Origin of the sequence: Labrenzia sp. 5N (assembly GCF_012395805.1) — a bacterium.
Classification (GTDB): domain Bacteria; phylum Pseudomonadota; class Alphaproteobacteria; order Rhizobiales; family Stappiaceae; genus Roseibium; species Roseibium algicola.
On sequence record NZ_JAAZTM010000016.1, the window covers coordinates 17,477 to 33,515 of the forward strand.

General features: G+C 60.1%; 14 protein-coding genes. 6 read left to right on the plus strand and 8 right to left on the minus strand.

All coding sequences use genetic code 11. From position 1 onward, the window contains the following. Window position 1: 1 nt before the first annotated feature. The 7 genes from HEP89_RS15895 to HEP89_RS15925 form a co-directional block, all read right to left on the minus strand. The gene (locus tag HEP89_RS15895; protein WP_167579576.1) at window positions 2–1,978 is read right to left on the minus strand and encodes a caspase family protein; all 1,977 of its coding nucleotides are present in this window, start codon (window positions 1,976–1,978) and stop codon (window positions 2–4) included. 20 nt (window positions 1,979–1,998) lie between these two features. Beyond that, on the minus strand, window positions 1,999–2,592 hold the full coding sequence (locus HEP89_RS15900; RefSeq protein ID WP_077292291.1) for a hypothetical protein: 594 nt from the start codon (window positions 2,590–2,592) through the stop codon (window positions 1,999–2,001). A 592-nt stretch (window positions 2,593–3,184) separates the two neighbouring features. After that, the gene (locus tag HEP89_RS15905; RefSeq protein WP_168692482.1) at window positions 3,185–4,348 is read right to left on the minus strand and encodes a M20 aminoacylase family protein; all 1,164 of its coding nucleotides are present in this window, start codon (window positions 4,346–4,348) and stop codon (window positions 3,185–3,187) included. Continuing rightward, a complete protein-coding gene (locus tag HEP89_RS15910; RefSeq protein WP_062487980.1) occupies window positions 4,349–5,164 on the minus strand; it encodes an ABC transporter permease in 816 nt (271 codons plus the stop codon). It abuts the gene before it with no gap. Window position 5,165: 1 nt separating this feature from the next. Continuing rightward, window positions 5,166–5,894: an ABC transporter permease gene (locus HEP89_RS15915; RefSeq protein ID WP_077292295.1), complete on the minus strand. Its 729-nt coding sequence runs from the start codon at window positions 5,892–5,894 to the stop codon at window positions 5,166–5,168. 80 nt (window positions 5,895–5,974) lie between these two features. Further along, entirely contained in the window at window positions 5,975–6,754 is a 780-nt protein-coding gene (locus HEP89_RS15920) for a transporter substrate-binding domain-containing protein (RefSeq protein ID WP_023000375.1), read from the minus strand. 76 nt (window positions 6,755–6,830) lie between these two features. Then, the gene (locus HEP89_RS15925; protein ID WP_031269084.1) at window positions 6,831–7,604 is read right to left on the minus strand and encodes an ABC transporter ATP-binding protein; all 774 of its coding nucleotides are present in this window, start codon (window positions 7,602–7,604) and stop codon (window positions 6,831–6,833) included. A 299-nt stretch (window positions 7,605–7,903) separates the two neighbouring features. Here HEP89_RS15925 and HEP89_RS15930 point away from each other — a divergent pair, with 299 nt between their 5' ends. The 3 genes from HEP89_RS15930 to HEP89_RS15940 are packed head-to-tail and all read left to right on the plus strand — an operon-like array spanning window position 7,904 to window position 11,359. After that, entirely contained in the window at window positions 7,904–8,548 is a 645-nt protein-coding gene (locus HEP89_RS15930; RefSeq protein WP_031269085.1) for a TetR family transcriptional regulator C-terminal domain-containing protein, read from the plus strand. Between the two features lie 10 nt (window positions 8,549–8,558). Then, the gene (locus tag HEP89_RS15935) at window positions 8,559–9,752 is read left to right on the plus strand and encodes a pyridoxal phosphate-dependent aminotransferase (RefSeq protein ID WP_077292296.1); all 1,194 of its coding nucleotides are present in this window, start codon (window positions 8,559–8,561) and stop codon (window positions 9,750–9,752) included. Beyond that, window positions 9,743–11,359 (plus strand): 5-guanidino-2-oxopentanoate decarboxylase, encoded by a 1,617-nt coding sequence (locus tag HEP89_RS15940; RefSeq protein WP_168692483.1) that lies wholly within the window; start codon window positions 9,743–9,745, stop codon window positions 11,357–11,359. Before HEP89_RS15935 ends, HEP89_RS15940 begins: the two co-directional genes overlap by 10 nt. Before the next feature lie 22 nt (window positions 11,360–11,381). Here HEP89_RS15940 and HEP89_RS15945 read toward each other — a convergent pair whose 3' ends face one another. Beyond that, window positions 11,382–13,409 carry a sensor histidine kinase gene (locus tag HEP89_RS15945; RefSeq protein WP_168692484.1) on the minus strand — a complete coding sequence of 676 codons (2,028 nt, stop codon included), beginning with the start codon at window positions 13,407–13,409 and terminating at the stop codon, window positions 11,382–11,384. Between the two features lie 51 nt (window positions 13,410–13,460). On the opposite strand from HEP89_RS15945, the gene HEP89_RS15950 reads away from it, so the two are divergent. The 3 genes from HEP89_RS15950 (at window position 13,461) to HEP89_RS15960 (ending at window position 15,726) form a co-directional block, all read left to right on the plus strand. Beyond that, entirely contained in the window at window positions 13,461–14,114 is a 654-nt protein-coding gene (locus HEP89_RS15950; protein WP_077292299.1) for a response regulator transcription factor, read from the plus strand. A gap of 101 nt (window positions 14,115–14,215) precedes the next feature. After that, window positions 14,216–14,869 (plus strand): SH3 domain-containing protein, encoded by a 654-nt coding sequence (locus HEP89_RS15955; RefSeq protein WP_077292300.1) that lies wholly within the window; start codon window positions 14,216–14,218, stop codon window positions 14,867–14,869. A gap of 83 nt (window positions 14,870–14,952) precedes the next feature. Further along, window positions 14,953–15,726 carry a hypothetical protein gene (locus tag HEP89_RS15960; protein ID WP_156912456.1) on the plus strand — a complete coding sequence of 258 codons (774 nt, stop codon included), beginning with the start codon at window positions 14,953–14,955 and terminating at the stop codon, window positions 15,724–15,726. Window positions 15,727–16,039 lie beyond the last annotated feature (313 nt).

Below are 16,039 nucleotides of genomic sequence, written 5' to 3' on the forward strand. Positions count from 1 at the left end.
ATCACGATGGGGAGCCACCATAGAGCCGCCAGGACTCCAGTCCACGGTTGAACAGAGGGCCCGGAACACCATCCAGCGTGCCCTCATAGTATCCGGCAGACTGCAATCTGGTCTGGATCTCAAGGATGGTATCGCGCGACCAGCTGCGGGCGTCGGAAGAAATCTTCGCAAGTGTTTCGCCGCTGTCCACCGTCAATGCGGACAACAACAGTTCCGATGCCTTTTGTGGTGATTTGTCGGTGTGGAAACCTTCGTCGTAAATCGCAGCGGCGGCAAGGGCGCCTTCCGCGTATCCCTGCTGTGCGGCCAGTTCGAAATAGGCCGCTGCGTCTTCGGGGGTCTTGTAAATGCCTTCCTTGGCAAAGACGCCCAGATTGTAGGTCGCTCTGGCGGCGCCTTCCGAGGAGGCATATTCCAGAAGGGTAATTGCACGCGGAACATCACGAGCCCCACCTGTGCCGTTATAGAGGGAAACTGCAAGGTTGATGGCGCCGTCGGCGCTGCCGTTGGCATAGGCGCGTTCGAACAATTCGCGGGCTTTCAGCAGGTCCTTGGGCAGCCCCTGGCCGAGTTCGTAGAGGAGGCCAAGGCTGACGAGTGCCCTTGTGTCGCCTGCAGCTGCTGCCTGCTGATAGAGATCGACGGCAATCTTGGTATCGCCTGCGGCTGCCCGTGCCCGCGCCAGCAGGGCCTTGTAGTGCGGCACATCCGGATAGTCCTTGACGGCCTGCTCGCAGGAATGAATGGCCGCCCCGGAGTTCTTTGCCAGAAGGTTGAGAGAGACGCCCCGGTAGATGACGGTTGAATCGTTCGGGTGTGTGGCGAACCGCCTGCACAGTTCGGATTGCGTCAGATTGTTCGGATTGTTGGGCATCATCTGGGTGACAAGCGTTTTGGCCTGCTCCAGATATTGCCCGTCCGGAAATCGCTCGATGTAATACTGCAGCAGGGCCCGGTTACGGGAGGCCAGGGCGTTGGACCAGATTTCCTCTTCCAGACTTGCGAGGCCGACCGATGGCGTCGGCAGGACGCCGTTCGTGTCCTTCAGGGCTCTTTCGAGGATCGTTTGCGCTTCATCGACAAACCTGCCTTCCGGATAGCGCTGCAGGTACAGCTGGATCAGCCTTGGATCTTCCTGCTGCACCGACAGCTTCCACAGGCCCGCTTCAAGGTCGCCGTCCGACTCCGGGCCCGGCTTGAAATAGAAATCGGGTTTGACCGAGAACTGGACGTAAGGCACCTGGGCGCCACCGGTTTCCTTGCGTACGTTCTGGTTCACGTCCGCCAACACGGACAGGACCTCGCGGCCGGAGGAGTGCATGTAGGACAGGAGCGCCGTCGCGTAGGGACTGTTGTCACCCGCGCCGTCATAGGCAACCTTGCCTGGTTGTGTGGCGTAGCCGATCAGAAACCCGCTGACATCCGGCGGTGGTGCCAGGCCCACTTCCAGGCTCTTGATGCGATCCTGAAACGGATTGTTCTGGCAGGCGTCCAGGAAGACCATCTTGAAGGCGCTGCTGCGCCCGACAAGCTTGAGCAGCTCATCGAAATGAATGCTGTCGCTGACAAGCGTATCGATGTCACTGATCCGTGAATCAACCGGAATGAGATAGTTCTTGCCCGCCAGTTGAACGCCATGCCCGGCGTAATAGACCAGTACGACGTTCGCGTTGCGCCGAATGGTTGCCTGGGAGAACTCTTCGGCCTTCTTCAGGAAGGCCTCCTGCGTTGCATCCAGGATCAAGGTGACGTCGAAGCGAAGGGTCTGCAGGGTTGCAGCGATACTCTCCGCATCATTGCGTGCATTGGGGAGTTTCTCGCCATTGTAGTTGGAATTGCCGACGATCAGCGCCATACGCGTGTCGGGTACAAGCTGCTGGGCTCGTGAGGTTTCAGGTAAGGAAACCGAGACAACGAGTATCAGGCCTGACAGAAGCAGGACCTTCTCGAGAAGTTGCCGGACCAAATGCAATTTCATGGTTTGGAACCGCATTCCGCTCAAATTGAAATCATGGACGCCAGATTGACTTCGACCGCCGCGATGGTCTCGGTCAGGACAGCTCGCTGTTGCTGCTGCAGGTTCGTGATGACGGTGTCCTGGGACCGGACGATCTGAATGCGCTGAACCTTGCTGATGCCTTCGCGGACCGCTTCAAGAGCTGCTTCGCCACTTTCGGCCTGCTCGACTTTGACGACCATTTCGCGAACAATCGGCAGGGCCGACTGCGCAACAGCGCTTCCATTTTCCGCTTCACGCGCCAGCCGATTTTCCAGATCCTGCAGGACTTCGGTAATGCATCGGACCGGTTCGATGCCGCGCAATACCTTCTGCTTGCAGCGTTCACAGGCGTTATTGACCCGAACACGGTTGTTCAGGAACCGCTCGAGAATGGCTCGTTCCCGGGCCACGGTTGTCGGTTCTCCATCGCCTTTCGGAATCAAGAAAAACGGTCTGACCGCTTCCTTGCCGGAGCCTGCCTTGACACTTGGGGATTCGCTTTCGTAAGCGGCGATGGTGATCGGCTTGCCGTTTGGATTTTCCAGCTTGCTGCCTGCGGCTGACGGGTCAAAGGACTCATCAAAGGGCAGCATCGTGCTCCTTGTAAAAATCTGCTGTGCGTTCGAAAGCTGCCAGGACGTATTCCTGACTGGATCGTTCAAGGCCTGGGTGCTGGCCTTGGCCGAACTTGTCGCGCCTGTTAGCCAGGCCACCAAAATAGACGCAATAAATGATAGGAAACCGAGCATCTTACGCTTGGTAATCTCTGCCATACTTCACCGAATTTTTAAAACTGACTTAGCGTTCTATGACACTTTCATCAGATAATTGAAAAATTTGCATTGTCGGCGGCTCACTACATCCTATCAAGTGCAGAGGTTTAGTGAAGCAAAAATTCGCGCCATCGCCTGCCTGGCGATCGGGCTTGCCGTCCCATGAGTGGGCTGTGAGAGCTTTGAAGCGGTGGAGACCCGACGTGTGTCCGATTGAATTTCGCAGGTGAAGCGTAACGCTCCGGCCGAGAAGGGGTTTCCTGTCGCAAAACAACAGGATAGGGCAGGCCAGGTGGCCTGCCCACTATTTCGGGAAACGTCGTCCAGTTGCAATATGAAGGCGTCTGGCCGGTGAAATTTCACCAGACGCTCCGTTTGCAGGCAGGTTCAAATTGTGGTGATTTCCGTTGCGTTACTTGCTCGACAGGAAATCTTCCGCCAGCTCCACCCAAAAACTCGTGCCGATAGGCAGGATGTCGTCATTGAAGTCGTACTTGGGGTGATGCAGGGGCGGGTCGCGATCGGTTCTGGCAGTGCCGAGCATGAAGTAACAGCCAGGCCGTTCTTCCAGGAAATAGGCAAAGTCCTCGCTGCCCATGAAGGGACGGGTGAGGTCTGTGACTTTTTCCTCGCCGGCAAAGCGCCTGGCAAGGTCACGCAGGTAGCCGGTCTCGGCCGTGTGGTTGATCATCGGCGGATAACCGCGCTCATAATCGACCTCGGCCCGCATGCCGTAGCTGGCAGCCTGTCCTTCGGCAATCATGCGGATACGCCGTTCCAGCTCGTCGCGCACATCCGGTTCCAAAGCTCGAACGGTCAGGTTCATTTCCGCCCGCTCGGGGATCACGTTGCTGGCGATACCGCTGTTGAAGGCACCGACCGTGATCACGGCGGACTGCAGCGGGTGGATGTTGCGCGCGGCGATAGTCTGTAGCGCCATGATGATGCTGGCGCCGCATACGATCGGGTCGGATGCCGCCTGCGGTTCTGCGCCATGGCCTCCGTGGCCGACAACGGTAATCTTGCACTCGTCGGCAGCTACCATCATCGGGCCGTCCCGGAAGGCAAATTGTCCGAAGGGCAGGCTCGGGTCATTGTGAAGGCCGAATACGGCATCGCACGGGAAGCGCTCGAACAGCCCGTCGTCCATCATCAGCCTTGCGCCGCCGAAGTTTTCTTCCGCTGGCTGGAAGATCAGGTGCACCGTTCCGTCGAACTGCTTGCGTTCCGAGAGGATTTTCGCGGCGCCGAGCAGCATGGCCGTGTGGCCGTCATGGCCGCAGGCGTGCATGACACCGGGATGGGTGCTGGCATAGTCCGCCCCGGTTTCCTCCAGGATCGGCAGGGCGTCGAAATCCGCACGAATGCCGATGCTTTTCGAAGACGTGCCATTGCGCAGGGTTGCGACAATGCCGGTTTTTGCCAGGCCACGCGTAACCTCGTAGCCCATAGCAGCCAGTTCACTGGCGACGTAGTCCGAGGTCTTGAATTCCGACAGGCCGATCTCGGGGATCGTATGCAGATGGCGCCTTGTGGCGACGATTTCGGGAAGGAAGTTGGACGACTGAACGGTCATTTACGCACCACGGCTGGGGATACGGTTTTCCAGGAAGCGGAACAGCAATACCAGAATCCCGGTGAGACACATATAGATCAGTGCAAGCAGCAGCAGAGGCTCATATGTGAGATATGTATCCTGCCGAACTCTTGAAATGATCGCATAGACATCGACCACCGTAATGGTCGCGACAAGCGGTGTCGATTTCAGCTGCAGCACGGTTTCGCCGCTCAAAGTTGGCAAGGCACGGTAGATGGCGCGCGGTAGCCAGATGCGGCGGAACATGGTGAAGCGGCCCATGCCAAAGGCACGCGCGGCTTCCAGTTCGCCCCTTGGCACACCGGCAAACGCTCCGCGCATCACTTCCCCCTCATAGGCGGCAAATGACAGCATCAAGGCCGTGAAGCCATACGGCCAGGCCTGGCGCAGATAGGGCCAGAACATCGACTGCCGGATTTCCGGATACTGCGCGAACACCGAGCCGAGGCCGTAGTAGAGCAGCCAGAGTTGCAGAAGCAGCGGTGTGCCGCGGATCAATGTGCAGAAACCACGGGCCAGCCAGGCGAGTGGTCTTGGTCCGGTGACCTGGACAAGGCCCAGGCCTATGGCAAGGAGAAAGCCGACGGCTGCCGTCGAAAACAGCAGAAACAGTGTTTCCCAGATGCCGTGGAGCAGCTTCCATTGGTATTTGGGCAACCAGTCCCACCGCAGGAACCAGATCGCGCAGAAGACGATGCCTGCGAAGACGGCAAGCAGGAAGATCCTGTGCGGTTCCAGCAGTCGGCGTGGCGGCGGCGGCACATAGGCGGGCATTGTGATCTTGGTTTCGCTCATCTCACACAGGCCCCGCAATGCCGCGCCTTGCGCGTTTTTCGATATGGGCGATGACGCGGTTCGAGACCAGGGTCAGCGTGAGATACATCACGCCTGCGGCGCAATAGAACAGCATGTAGGCCTTGGTGCTGCCGGCTGCCTGGCGGGTCACCAGCGTCAGTTCCGAGAAGCCGACCACGGCCAGAAGGGCAGTATCCTTAGTGGCGATGAGCCAGAGATTTGAAAGACCCGGAATGGCATAGGGCAACATGGCCGGCAGGGTGATGCGGCGCAGTGTCTTGAAGGGCGACATGCCGTAGGCACGGGCTGCCTCTATCTGTCCGGGCGGTACTGCCTTGATGGCACCACGCAAAACTTCGGTCGAGTAAGCGCCCTGGACAACGCCGATGACGAAGATGCCGGCGGCAAGGCCGCTGATGTCGACCCTTGGCAGACCGACCAGCATCAGCAGCGTATTCACCGCGTCTGTTCCGGCGTAATAAAGCAACAGGATGAGGACAAGCTCGGGAACGGCTCGGATGACGGTGGTGTAGACCTCAAGCAGGTCGCGCAGGATCGGGCCGCCGTAAAGCTTTCCGAAGGCGCCGCCGATACCGATCAGCAGACCCAGGCCAAAACCGCCGACGGCGAGCTGCAGCGAGGCTGCGAAGCCGGCGAGTAGAACTCCGCCCCAGCCCGGTGGCGACAGGGCGAGCAGATCGAGATTGAGAAATCCGGAAGGGGCAGCCATCGGCAGCGGTCAACCTTGCTTTGAAAGTGTCCGCCCGCGCCCGAGGGCGCGGGACGGTTTCCTAAGGGTGATCCGGCCGCTTAGCCGCCGTAGATGTCGAAGTCGAACCAGTTCTTGGAGAACGTTTCATAGGTCCCGTTCTCGCGGATCGCCTTGATCGCGGCGTTGACCTTGTCCTTCAGTTCCGTGTCGCCCTTGCGCAGGCCGACGCCAACGCCGGCACCGAGGATCGCCGGATCATCCTGGACGTTGCCCTTCAGTTCGCAGCAGGCACCTGCATCGGACTTCAGGAAGGCGTCGAGCGCGATGGCGTCCGCCTGGACGGCGTCGAGGCGGCCAGCGGCGAGATCCTGGTTGGCTTCATCCTGGGTCTGGTACTGCTTGATCTCGGCAGCGCCTTCGCCGAAATACTTTTCGGCATAGTCGGCATGAATGGTCGAAACCTGAACGCCGATGATCTTGCCGGACAGGCCTTCCGGAGTCGCGTCGAAATCGTCACCCTTGGCACCGATGATGCCGGTCGGAGTGTTGTAGTACTTGTCGGAGAAATCGATGGTCTTCAGGCGCTCTTCGGTGATGGACATGGAGCCGATGATCATGTCGATCTTGCCGGATGTCAGGGCCGGGATGATGCCGTCCCAGGCAACTGGCGTGACGACGCAGTCGAGTTTGGCTTCCGCGCAGATCGCGTCCATGAATTCGATTTCCCAACCGATCCACTTGCCGCTGGAATCGGGAGAGGTGAACGGCGGGTAGGGCTCGGCTGCGACGCCGACCTTTACTTCCTCAGCCATGGCGCCGGTGAACGCGGTGGTGGCCAGTGCGGCTGCTGCGAATGCTGTCTTCAGAATATGTTTCATGCTGTTCCCCTGTTTTTTAGACTTCTCGTGCCGGACCTTCCGGCAGGACCTCCCCGCGAAACGTCTGCGGGAGGGGCTAGTTGATCGAGCTGATGAATTTCTTCAGCCGCTCCGATTTCGGGTCACCGAACACCTGGTCCGGCGGGCCCTGTTCCTCAATGATGCCGTTGTGCAGAAAGATGACGTGACTGGCGACTTCCCGCGCGAATTTCATCTCGTGGGTAACCAGGATCATTGTCCGCTGTTCACGGGCCAGATCGCCGATGACGCCGAGGACCTCTCCGACCAGTTCCGGATCGAGAGCGGATGTCGGCTCGTCGAACAACATGGCGAGCGGCTGGACGGCAAGAGCACGGGCGATGGCTGCACGCTGCTGCTGACCACCGGACAGGAAGGCCGGATAGGCATCCTGCTTCTCGTGCAGTCCGACACGGCGCAGCAAGGTTTCGGCGATGCCGACGGCCTCGTCGCGTTTCATGCCCAGAACGTGGATAGGCACTTCAATCACATTTTGAAGCACTGTCATGTGCTGCCACAGATTGAAGCTCTGGAAAACCATCGCAAGCTGGCTGCGAATGCGCTCGATCTGCCTGCGGTTGGCAGGGCGCAGGCCATGGTGGCCGTCGTTTTTCAGGTCGATTGTCTCACCATGGATGGTGACCGACCCTGCGCTGGGCATCTCAAGCATGTTGATGCAGCGCAGAAAGGTTGATTTGCCGGAGCCCGATCCGCCGATGATCGCAATCACGTCGCCCTGCCGGGCCGTGAGCGAGACACCCTTGAGCACCTCAAGAGCTCCGAAACGTTTAAAGAGGTCGCATACCTCGATGGCTGGCGCCGCTGGTTCCATCCTACCGCCATTGCCCGGCCTGAGCCGGTGCACTGTTGTTTCTGTTCCCCGCTGACCTCGTCTTTTTTGCCGGTGCGGCGTCAGCTCTCCGCCCGGTAAGTGTTGTCAGCTTTGCACTTGTCTCGTAATTATTCAACCGTATAATAACGAAAAAATCGATGCCGGTGCGTCAGGCGACCGGAGATCATGGCGGAGGACACAAGAATGGCGCGGGAGGCGAAAGCGATGGCTGCAGCATGGTGCCTGACTTCGCCTGCGAACCCGTCAGTGCGCGGGATTCTGCCGGTCCGGAGCCTGTCATGAGCCGTCGCCCGTTCCATCGCGCAAGTGAGGCCGAGCGACGTCAGGATCTCATCCGGGCGACGCTGGATTGCATTTCCGAATTTGGTCTGCGCGGCGCGACCGTTCGTGAAATCGCGGCACGCGCCGGTGTCACCCCCGGCCTGATCCGCCATTATTTTTCCAGCAAGGACCAGATGCTGCAGGATGCCTATCGGGAAGTCATGACCGGAATGACATCCACTGTGGCGGCAGCTGCCGATGGTGATCAGCAGAGCCCCAGGGCACGACTGCACGATTTCATCGTGGCCAACCTGACGCCGCCGGTTGCCAACGCTCGGACGTTGTCGCTCTGGGCTGCTTTCATCAGTCATGTGCGCGTCGATCCGGCATTTGCCGAAATTCACCTCGAGAGCTATCTCGCTTTTCGGTCTGTGCTGGAAACCCTCGTCGCCGAGGTGCTGGCCGAATCGGGTGAGCCACCCGATGCAAAGCGGTGCCGGGAGCTGGCAATTGCGATCAACGGCGTGATCGACGGTCTGTGGATCGAAGGCACGCTGGTGGGTCACCTCTTTTCCGAAACGCCCCTTCCGGGCGTTGCCATCCGGTCCGTCGAGGCATTGCTTGGCGGAATAAGCCTTGCCGCCAAACCACACTCAAACTGAGAGACCGACTATGCGTTATGCGTCGATCACCGACCGCCTTGCCCACCTGGGCTCGGGAAAATGGACTGTCCACATCAAGGCGCGCGAAATGGCGGCTGCGGGCGTTCCCGTCATCGAGCTGACGATCGGCGAGCCGGACATCCTGCCCGACGAAGCCTTGTTCGAGGAAGCCAACCGGGCGATGAGGGCCGGCCGTATCCGTTATTCCAACGGTCGGGGCGAGCCGGGTATCGTTGCTGCATTGACGGAAAAATATCGCAAGCGCCGGCCTGACGTGAACGAGCAGAACGTCCTGTGTTTCCCAGGCACGCAGACTGCCCTTTTTGCGGTGATGCTGGGCCTTGTGGAGGCAGGCGACGCCGTTCTGGCAGGTGATCCGCTCTATGCCACCTACGAAGGCGTTATTGCCGCGACCGGTGCGCACATGGTGCCGGTGCCGCTCCGCCCTGAAAAGGGTTTTCACCTTCAGGCGGAAGATCTAGAGAAGGCAGTCACTCCGGACAGCCGGGTGCTCCTGCTCAATACGCCGCACAATCCGACCGGGGCGACGCTGACGGCTGACGAAATTGCCGCCATCGGTGAGGTCTGCATCAAGCACGACCTCTGGATCGTCTGCGACGAGGTGTATGAAAAGCTGATCTTTAAGGGAAGTTTCGCTTCCCCCTTCGACCAGCTGGCGCTGGCGGACCGGACCATCGTGGTGTCCTCTATCTCCAAGTCTCACGCCGCCCCCGGCTTCCGGTCTGGCTGGGCAATCGGTCCGGAAGAATTCTGCACGCGGTTGCTGGCGGTGTCCGAAACCATGCTTTTCGGCGGACAGCCGTTCATCGCGGACATGACAGCTATGGCGATTGCCGGGGATTTCGACACTGCCGAGCGCATGCGGGAGAGTTATCTGCGGCGGGCGAAGCTCATCATCGGGCATCTGTCCGGACACGGCGCCCTTAAGCCCATGATGCCGGAAGCCGGCATGTTCCTGCTGGTGGATGTCAGCGCAACGGGACTGGATGGCGCCACCTTTGCCGAAAGGCTGCTGGAGGAAAAACAGGTCGCGGTGATGCCAGGGGCCTCCTTCGGCGATCAGGCGACGAATTTCATCCGGTTGTCGTTGACGGTGGCCGATGAAACGCTTTCCGAAGCAACAGACCGCATCGCGGCCTTTGCGGACAGTCTCGACGACGAGGAGAGCCGCAAATGGGCGTAGTGACCAAGACGGTCGGTGAGGCCCTGATCGATATTCTTGAAGCCAATGGCGTGGAAGCCGTCTTCGGCATTCCGGGCGTGCACACGGTCGAGCTTTATCGGGGGCTGGCTGCGTCCGAAATCCGCCACATCACCCCGCGCCACGAACAGGGGGCCGGGTTCATGGCGGACGGATATGCCCGCGTGACCGGGAAACCCGGTGTCGCACTGGTGATCACCGGCCCTGGCCTGACCAATACGATCACCGCGATGGCGCAGGCCTATCAGGATTCCGTGCCGATGCTGGTGATCTCGGGCGTCAATGCACGCGCAAGCCTTGGCCATGGCCGGGGCAAGCTGCACGAGCTGCCGGACCAGCGCGCCATGATGGCACCGCTTGCGCTGATGACACACACGCTTCTGGAACCTGCAGATCTGCCGGCTGTCATGGAGCGGGCCTTCGCGATCCTGCAGTCGCGGCGTCCGGGGCCGGTCCATATCGAAATTCCAACCGATGTGATGGTGGAAAAGATTGCCGTTGGCGACTTGCGCCCCTCAAAGGCCTGCGGCCCGCGGGCGGCTCAGGCACAGGTGCTGGAGCTTGCCGAGAAATGCCGCAAGGCCCAGCGCCCGGCGATCCTGTGCGGTGGCGGTTCTGTTGCCGCCGCAGACAAGATCCGTTTGCTGGCGGAGCAAATTGATGCGCCGCTGATCACCACGGTCAACGCGCGGGGCATGTTTGCGGGACATCCGCTCTCCGTTCCGGCCAGCCCGAGCCTTGCCGCCGTCCGGGACCTGCTTGCAGCCTCCGATCTGGTGATTGCGCTCGGCACGCAGATGGGACAGACGGATTACGACATGTATGCCGATGGCGGCTTTCCGGAGCTTGCAGATCTGGTGCGGGTGGACATCGATTCAGACCAGCTTGCCCGGGGGCCTGAGGCTGCGCTGCCGGTTCTCTCCAGTGTCGACCAGTTGCTGGACGATCTTCTGCCGCTGCTTGAAGGTCCCGGTACGGCGGCGGCGGAGGGTGCCGCGCGGGCCAAGGCTTGCCGAGAGGCGGTTTCAACCTGGTTGAGCCCCAAGATGCAGGCGGAAATCGGCGTTCTGGAGACGATCCGCGAAACGCTGCCCGGCTGCATCATCGTCGGCGACAGCACGCAGGCCATCTATTCCGGCAACTTGTCCTTTGAAGCAGGCCGGCCGCATGGCTGGTTCAACGCGGCAACAGGGTTCGGTGCACTTGGGTATGGCCCTCCGGCCGCGATCGGTGCCAGCATCGGCGAGCCTGAAACGCCTGTGATCTGCCTTGTGGGTGATGGCGGGCTTCAGTTCTCGCTTGCCGAAATTGGCTCAGCCAGGGATTGCGGAGCCAGGGTGATTTTCCTGGTCTGGAACAACGACGGTTATGGCGAAATCCGCACCTACATGCTGGATTGCGGGATTGAACCGGAAGGCGTGACGCCATCAGCACCCGATTTTGGCAAGATCGCCGACGCCTATGGTTTGCCGTCCGTGCGTCTTGATGACGTGTCGGAGCTCGGGGCCGCTCTGAAGCGGTTTTCAGACCTGTCCGGACCAAGCCTGATCGAAATCCACGAAACAGGCACGCGCGGGGCGACCGCCTGACGTGAGACCCTGCGGGCTTTGCTCAGCTTGAGGCCGGCAAGGACAGCCTGAATTGCGTTCCCCTGCCTTTTACAGACTGGCAGGTGAACGCAAGCCCGTGTTCACGCGCAAGGTCGTGACAGACCGAAAGACCAAGGCCATGTCCGCTGGACGTGCTGCCTTTCTTGTAGGCTTTCAGGAAGGTTTGCTGTTCTGTCTCGGTCAGGCCTGGTCCCGTATCGAGCACACAAAGCTCCAGGGCCTGTCCACGGTTACGGACGCCAATCAGGACCTTGCCTTTTTCGGTGTATTTGACCGCGTTGGAGACCAGGTTGCTGGCAATGCGCATCAGGACCATGGGGGGGACAGCTGTCTTGCGGGTTGATGTAACCCGTCGCAGCTTCAGGCCTTTTGAGATCGCTTCCTCGCCAAACATCTGCTGGACCGTGTCGAGAACAAGCGAAAGTTCGTAGCTCTCCATTTCCGCCGGTTCTGCGCGGGTGATGGCGATGTCTTTCTGGGCGTGGTCTTCTTCGCCGGTTGGATCGGAGCTTTCGGCTGTCCCTATGCCATCGTTCCGCGGTGCCGTTTCCGCCAGATAGGAATTCGACAGGGCCTCCATGTAGTCGAATGCCTCTGCAAGACGTTGGCGAACCGGCGGTTCCATATGGTCGGCAAGATAGTCGAAGCTGAGCCTCAGTGAAGTGATCGGCTGTTTCAGATCATGGGAAGCAGTCGCCAGTTGCCGCTGACGCAGGCTGGCCAGATCGCGGGCACGCGTGTAATTGCGCTCGGCCACGAGCAGCTCTCGACTGCGCTTTGCTTCCGCTTCAAGGGCAGCGATTTCGGCCTGAACGGCATTTGCGTGTTTGTGGCGCAAGGCAACGATATGGGCGGTCAAACCGGTCATGGTGGCAATCAGCAGGCAGGAGAAAATACCCTTGACCGTGCTCGCAACTGGCAGGATTTCAGTCTCGAGGCCAACGACCATCAAGGCAATCAGCCCAACGACCAGCACGGTGCCAAAGGCTGAAACCAGTTCCGAGCTGACATGTGCCGCGCCTTCGCAGCGTCGCCAGCTGCGGCCTGCCAGGAAAACGGAAATGAACATCAGCGCCAGCAGCACATAGCCGAAAAACGCGACATAGGTGCCGGGCGAAAAGAAAGACAACCCGAAACCGGCTATCGATAGAGCGGAAAAGGCTGTCAGGCCGATGGAAAGTCTTGTCTCGCGGCCTGTGGTGGCGACAGAGCGGCCGGAAATGACGAAGCCGAGGCCGGATAGGGAGAACAGCAGGAAGAAGCCTGTCGGAGACTGGAGTTCAGGCCTGTCGGGAAAGAAGAACCGGAACCAGAGGCCGTCAATATAAGCGATGAAAGCAAGTCCGAGCCCGAACTGGACGGCGTAGAGCATGCCGATCCAGTTTTTCATGGCCAGATGAAAGCCGAAGAAGAAAATCAGGCAGGAGATCGTGAAGGCGTAGAACGCCGTATGGGTGATGCCGGACGCAAAGGCTGAGGCTTCAAGCTCCACCGGTGTTTCCAGCGCCATCTTGAAGGACTGGAAAGGCCCGAACTTGAAATTCACCAGGAGGGTGACCCGCTCTTGCGGCGCGATGTCGAAGACAGGCGTGCGCAACCTTGTGACCGAGTGGTCTTCCGGTGCGAAGGGTTCGAAAATCGAATAACTGATCAGGCTTTCGGTAAAGCCGCTTTCGCGGATGACATAGGCATCCAGTTCGCTGACCAGCGGCAGGTCGATCGTCAGCACGAAAGGATCCGGCGCACGGCCATCGTTCAATGTTGCGTTGACGATCTCGACAGCGGCCCAGGCTTCCGGCGCATAGTTCGTTTCCAGCAGAGAGGCCTTGAGGGTCGGAGAGAATTTGCCGGAGCGGAACCGGTTCAGGATGTCGGCAAGAGATGCTGTCGGATCGCTCTCATAGACCAGATGCGGCTTCAGGTCGCCAATCCCCTGGCCGGGCTCGAGGCGCACAGTTTCTGCCCGGGCGATGCCGGTCACGAGAAGGCTGAAAAACAGAAGGGCCCACAGGTGCAGAATTCTGGTCATTTCCCCAAAGGCATGTCAGATAGAAGGACTGCAGCTGCTGGATCGAGAGCCGTGAAAGATCAAAGATATAGTGCCATCATTGCAGATGATCACGCAATCGTTCGCTCGGGCTTGCGCGACGCTCTGGAAAAGCCGGGCCTGATCGAACCGGAGGGGATCAACGTGCTGGCGGAAGCCGGCGACGGTCTCAGCGCGATAGCCGAAGTGCGCAAGCAGCGGCCAGACCTCCTGTTGCTGGATGTCTCCATGCCGATGGCAGGCGGCGTGGAAGTGCTGATCGAGGCAAGGCGCTGGTCGAAGGAAACGAGGGTGGTCGTGCTGACAGGCATTTCCGCTGTCGGGCTGATATCGGATCTCATCGAGGCCGGGGTCGATGGCCTGTTCTCGAAGGCGTCGGACAATGCCGAGTTCTACCAGAAACTACCAGGTATCCTGCGCGGACAGCGGCATATTTCGGATGTGTTCCTGAAGATCCTGGAAGAGACGCCCGCGCCACCGGTTCTGACGGACCGGGAACGGCAAACGCTGAACCTGATCCTCGCGGGGCGGTCCAACAAGGAAATTGCCGAAGGACTTGGCATCAGCGTCAAGACCGTCGACAAGCACCGTACCAGCCTGATGCAGAAGCTGAACGTGCATTCGGTGCCGCAGCTGATGGCCAAGGCGCTGAAGGAAGGCATGATTGATCCATCGCGGGAACTTTGACCGGAGAATGCCTGTTCTGGCCGGAATGGGGGATCGGCCCCATGGCCGGCAGTCAGCCGCCATGCGTTACTGCTGCAAGTGACCCGTAAAAGGATTGTGCCATGCGCCCCTGTTTCAGACTTTCAGCCACCTCGCTTGCCGCGATACCCGTTGCCAGCATGCTGATCACGGGCTCGGTCCAGGCGCAGGATGACGGTTTTCGCGAGATCCGTGTTGCTCCCGGCACGGCGGTCGCCGCCAATTTCATGGATGTGCTGATGCCGTTTCTGCAAGGCCATCCGGAGAGTGACGAAGGCAATGCTGCGCTCGACCTGAAGGTGCGCAAGGCCGACAGCGGCTACAGTGTCGATATCGTCATGACGGGATATCTTGATGACAGCCTTTCAGGTGAGCATTACAGGGGCACCGTTGTTCACACGGCGACGGGCGAATGGGAGCTTCTGCAGATGAAGGTCAAACCCTTGTGCGCACGTGGTGTGAATGTCGGGGGGATCTGCACCGCATCCGCAGCACCACCTGCCATGTTCCGGTCTTCCGGCGCCGTTGATGGCCGGTTGATGTGCGTCAGCATTGCGCAGGACGATGTTCTGAATGTACGGCAGGGCCCCGGAACACGGCATGCCGTTACCGGCGCTCTTGCGGCGGGAACCTGTAATGTGGAACTTTCCGAGAGCTGTGAGGGAAGCTGGTGTGAAATCCGTTCGGGGGCAGTGTCCGGATGGGTGAATACCCGTTACCTTGAGCCCGCCAATTGAAAGACATATCGACGAGCCCCATGCCGGTCAGAAATCAGCATCAGCGCAGATCTGCCAAAAGCCTTCTCATCGGCGGCTTGCTGATGTCTTGCGCAACTGTCGCGGTTCTGGCCAGCGGCTTGCCCGAGCCGACATTCCTGGAAAGCGGCAGCAACGACCTGATCCGCTTTCAGAAAGGTGAGGTGCCTGCACCACCGATTACGCTGGAGGCCGCCCCGTCAGCCGCTCCGGAACCGGTAGAACCTGCCGAGATGCATGCGCCCGAGCACCGGCTGATGGACAGCGAGGGGGCCGCTGCCGAGATTGCCCCTCCACCGCCAGCGCGGCCGCAGCCACCGGCGCTTGCACCTGCACCCTCCGACGCCCCATCCTGGACGGACCGTATGGATCTGGAGTTAGATCGGGCCATCGACCGGACTGCCCCCCAGAGGGAACGGGTTGCGCCGGCTGCAGCGCCGAAACAAAATTCGCAAAAACGGGAAGCCACTGGTGCGGACTCTCAAGGCTTGAACTCTGCCATAGAAAAGTCCGCCGCAAGGCGTGCGCAGGAACCGGCTCCACTGGAGGAAGCCGCAGATGCCGATGATGCGATTTCCGCGCGGCTGGTGACGGTCTGCCTGACCAATCCGGACGATGCCAGCGGCGCCAAGGGCTTTGATATCCGGCGAGATGGTCCGCCGCGCTATGTTGCCGATGTCGGCGCGACGGCCTGTGCCCGCTTCGAGCCAACGCGCCATACGATCTATCTCTGGAAGACCAACGACCTGGGTGCCCTGTCGCTGATCCTCTCCAGCCGTCTCGATCTGGTCGAGGCAGATGGGACGCAAGTGTCCCTGGACTGGTTGCGGGACCGGTAACCGGCCCGACAGCGCAAACGCGCAGCCACCAGATTTATTCTCGAATTTGTCAGTCGTCCGTAGGGCTCTGGGAATGAGTGGATCCCGGGTCTCGCGTTGCTCACCCGGGATGACATTCGAGGACCTTTTCCATCGTCATCCCGGCCAAGCGCAGCGCGAGCCGGGATCGGGGAGGAACGGGATCCTTTTTAGGTGCCCATTTCGCCGACCCTCGGCTCCCCGATCCCGGATCTTTGCTGCGCTGCGTCCGGGATGACCAAAGGAGGGATGACCATAGGAGGGATGATCAACGGCGGGATGACCATTGGTGGGG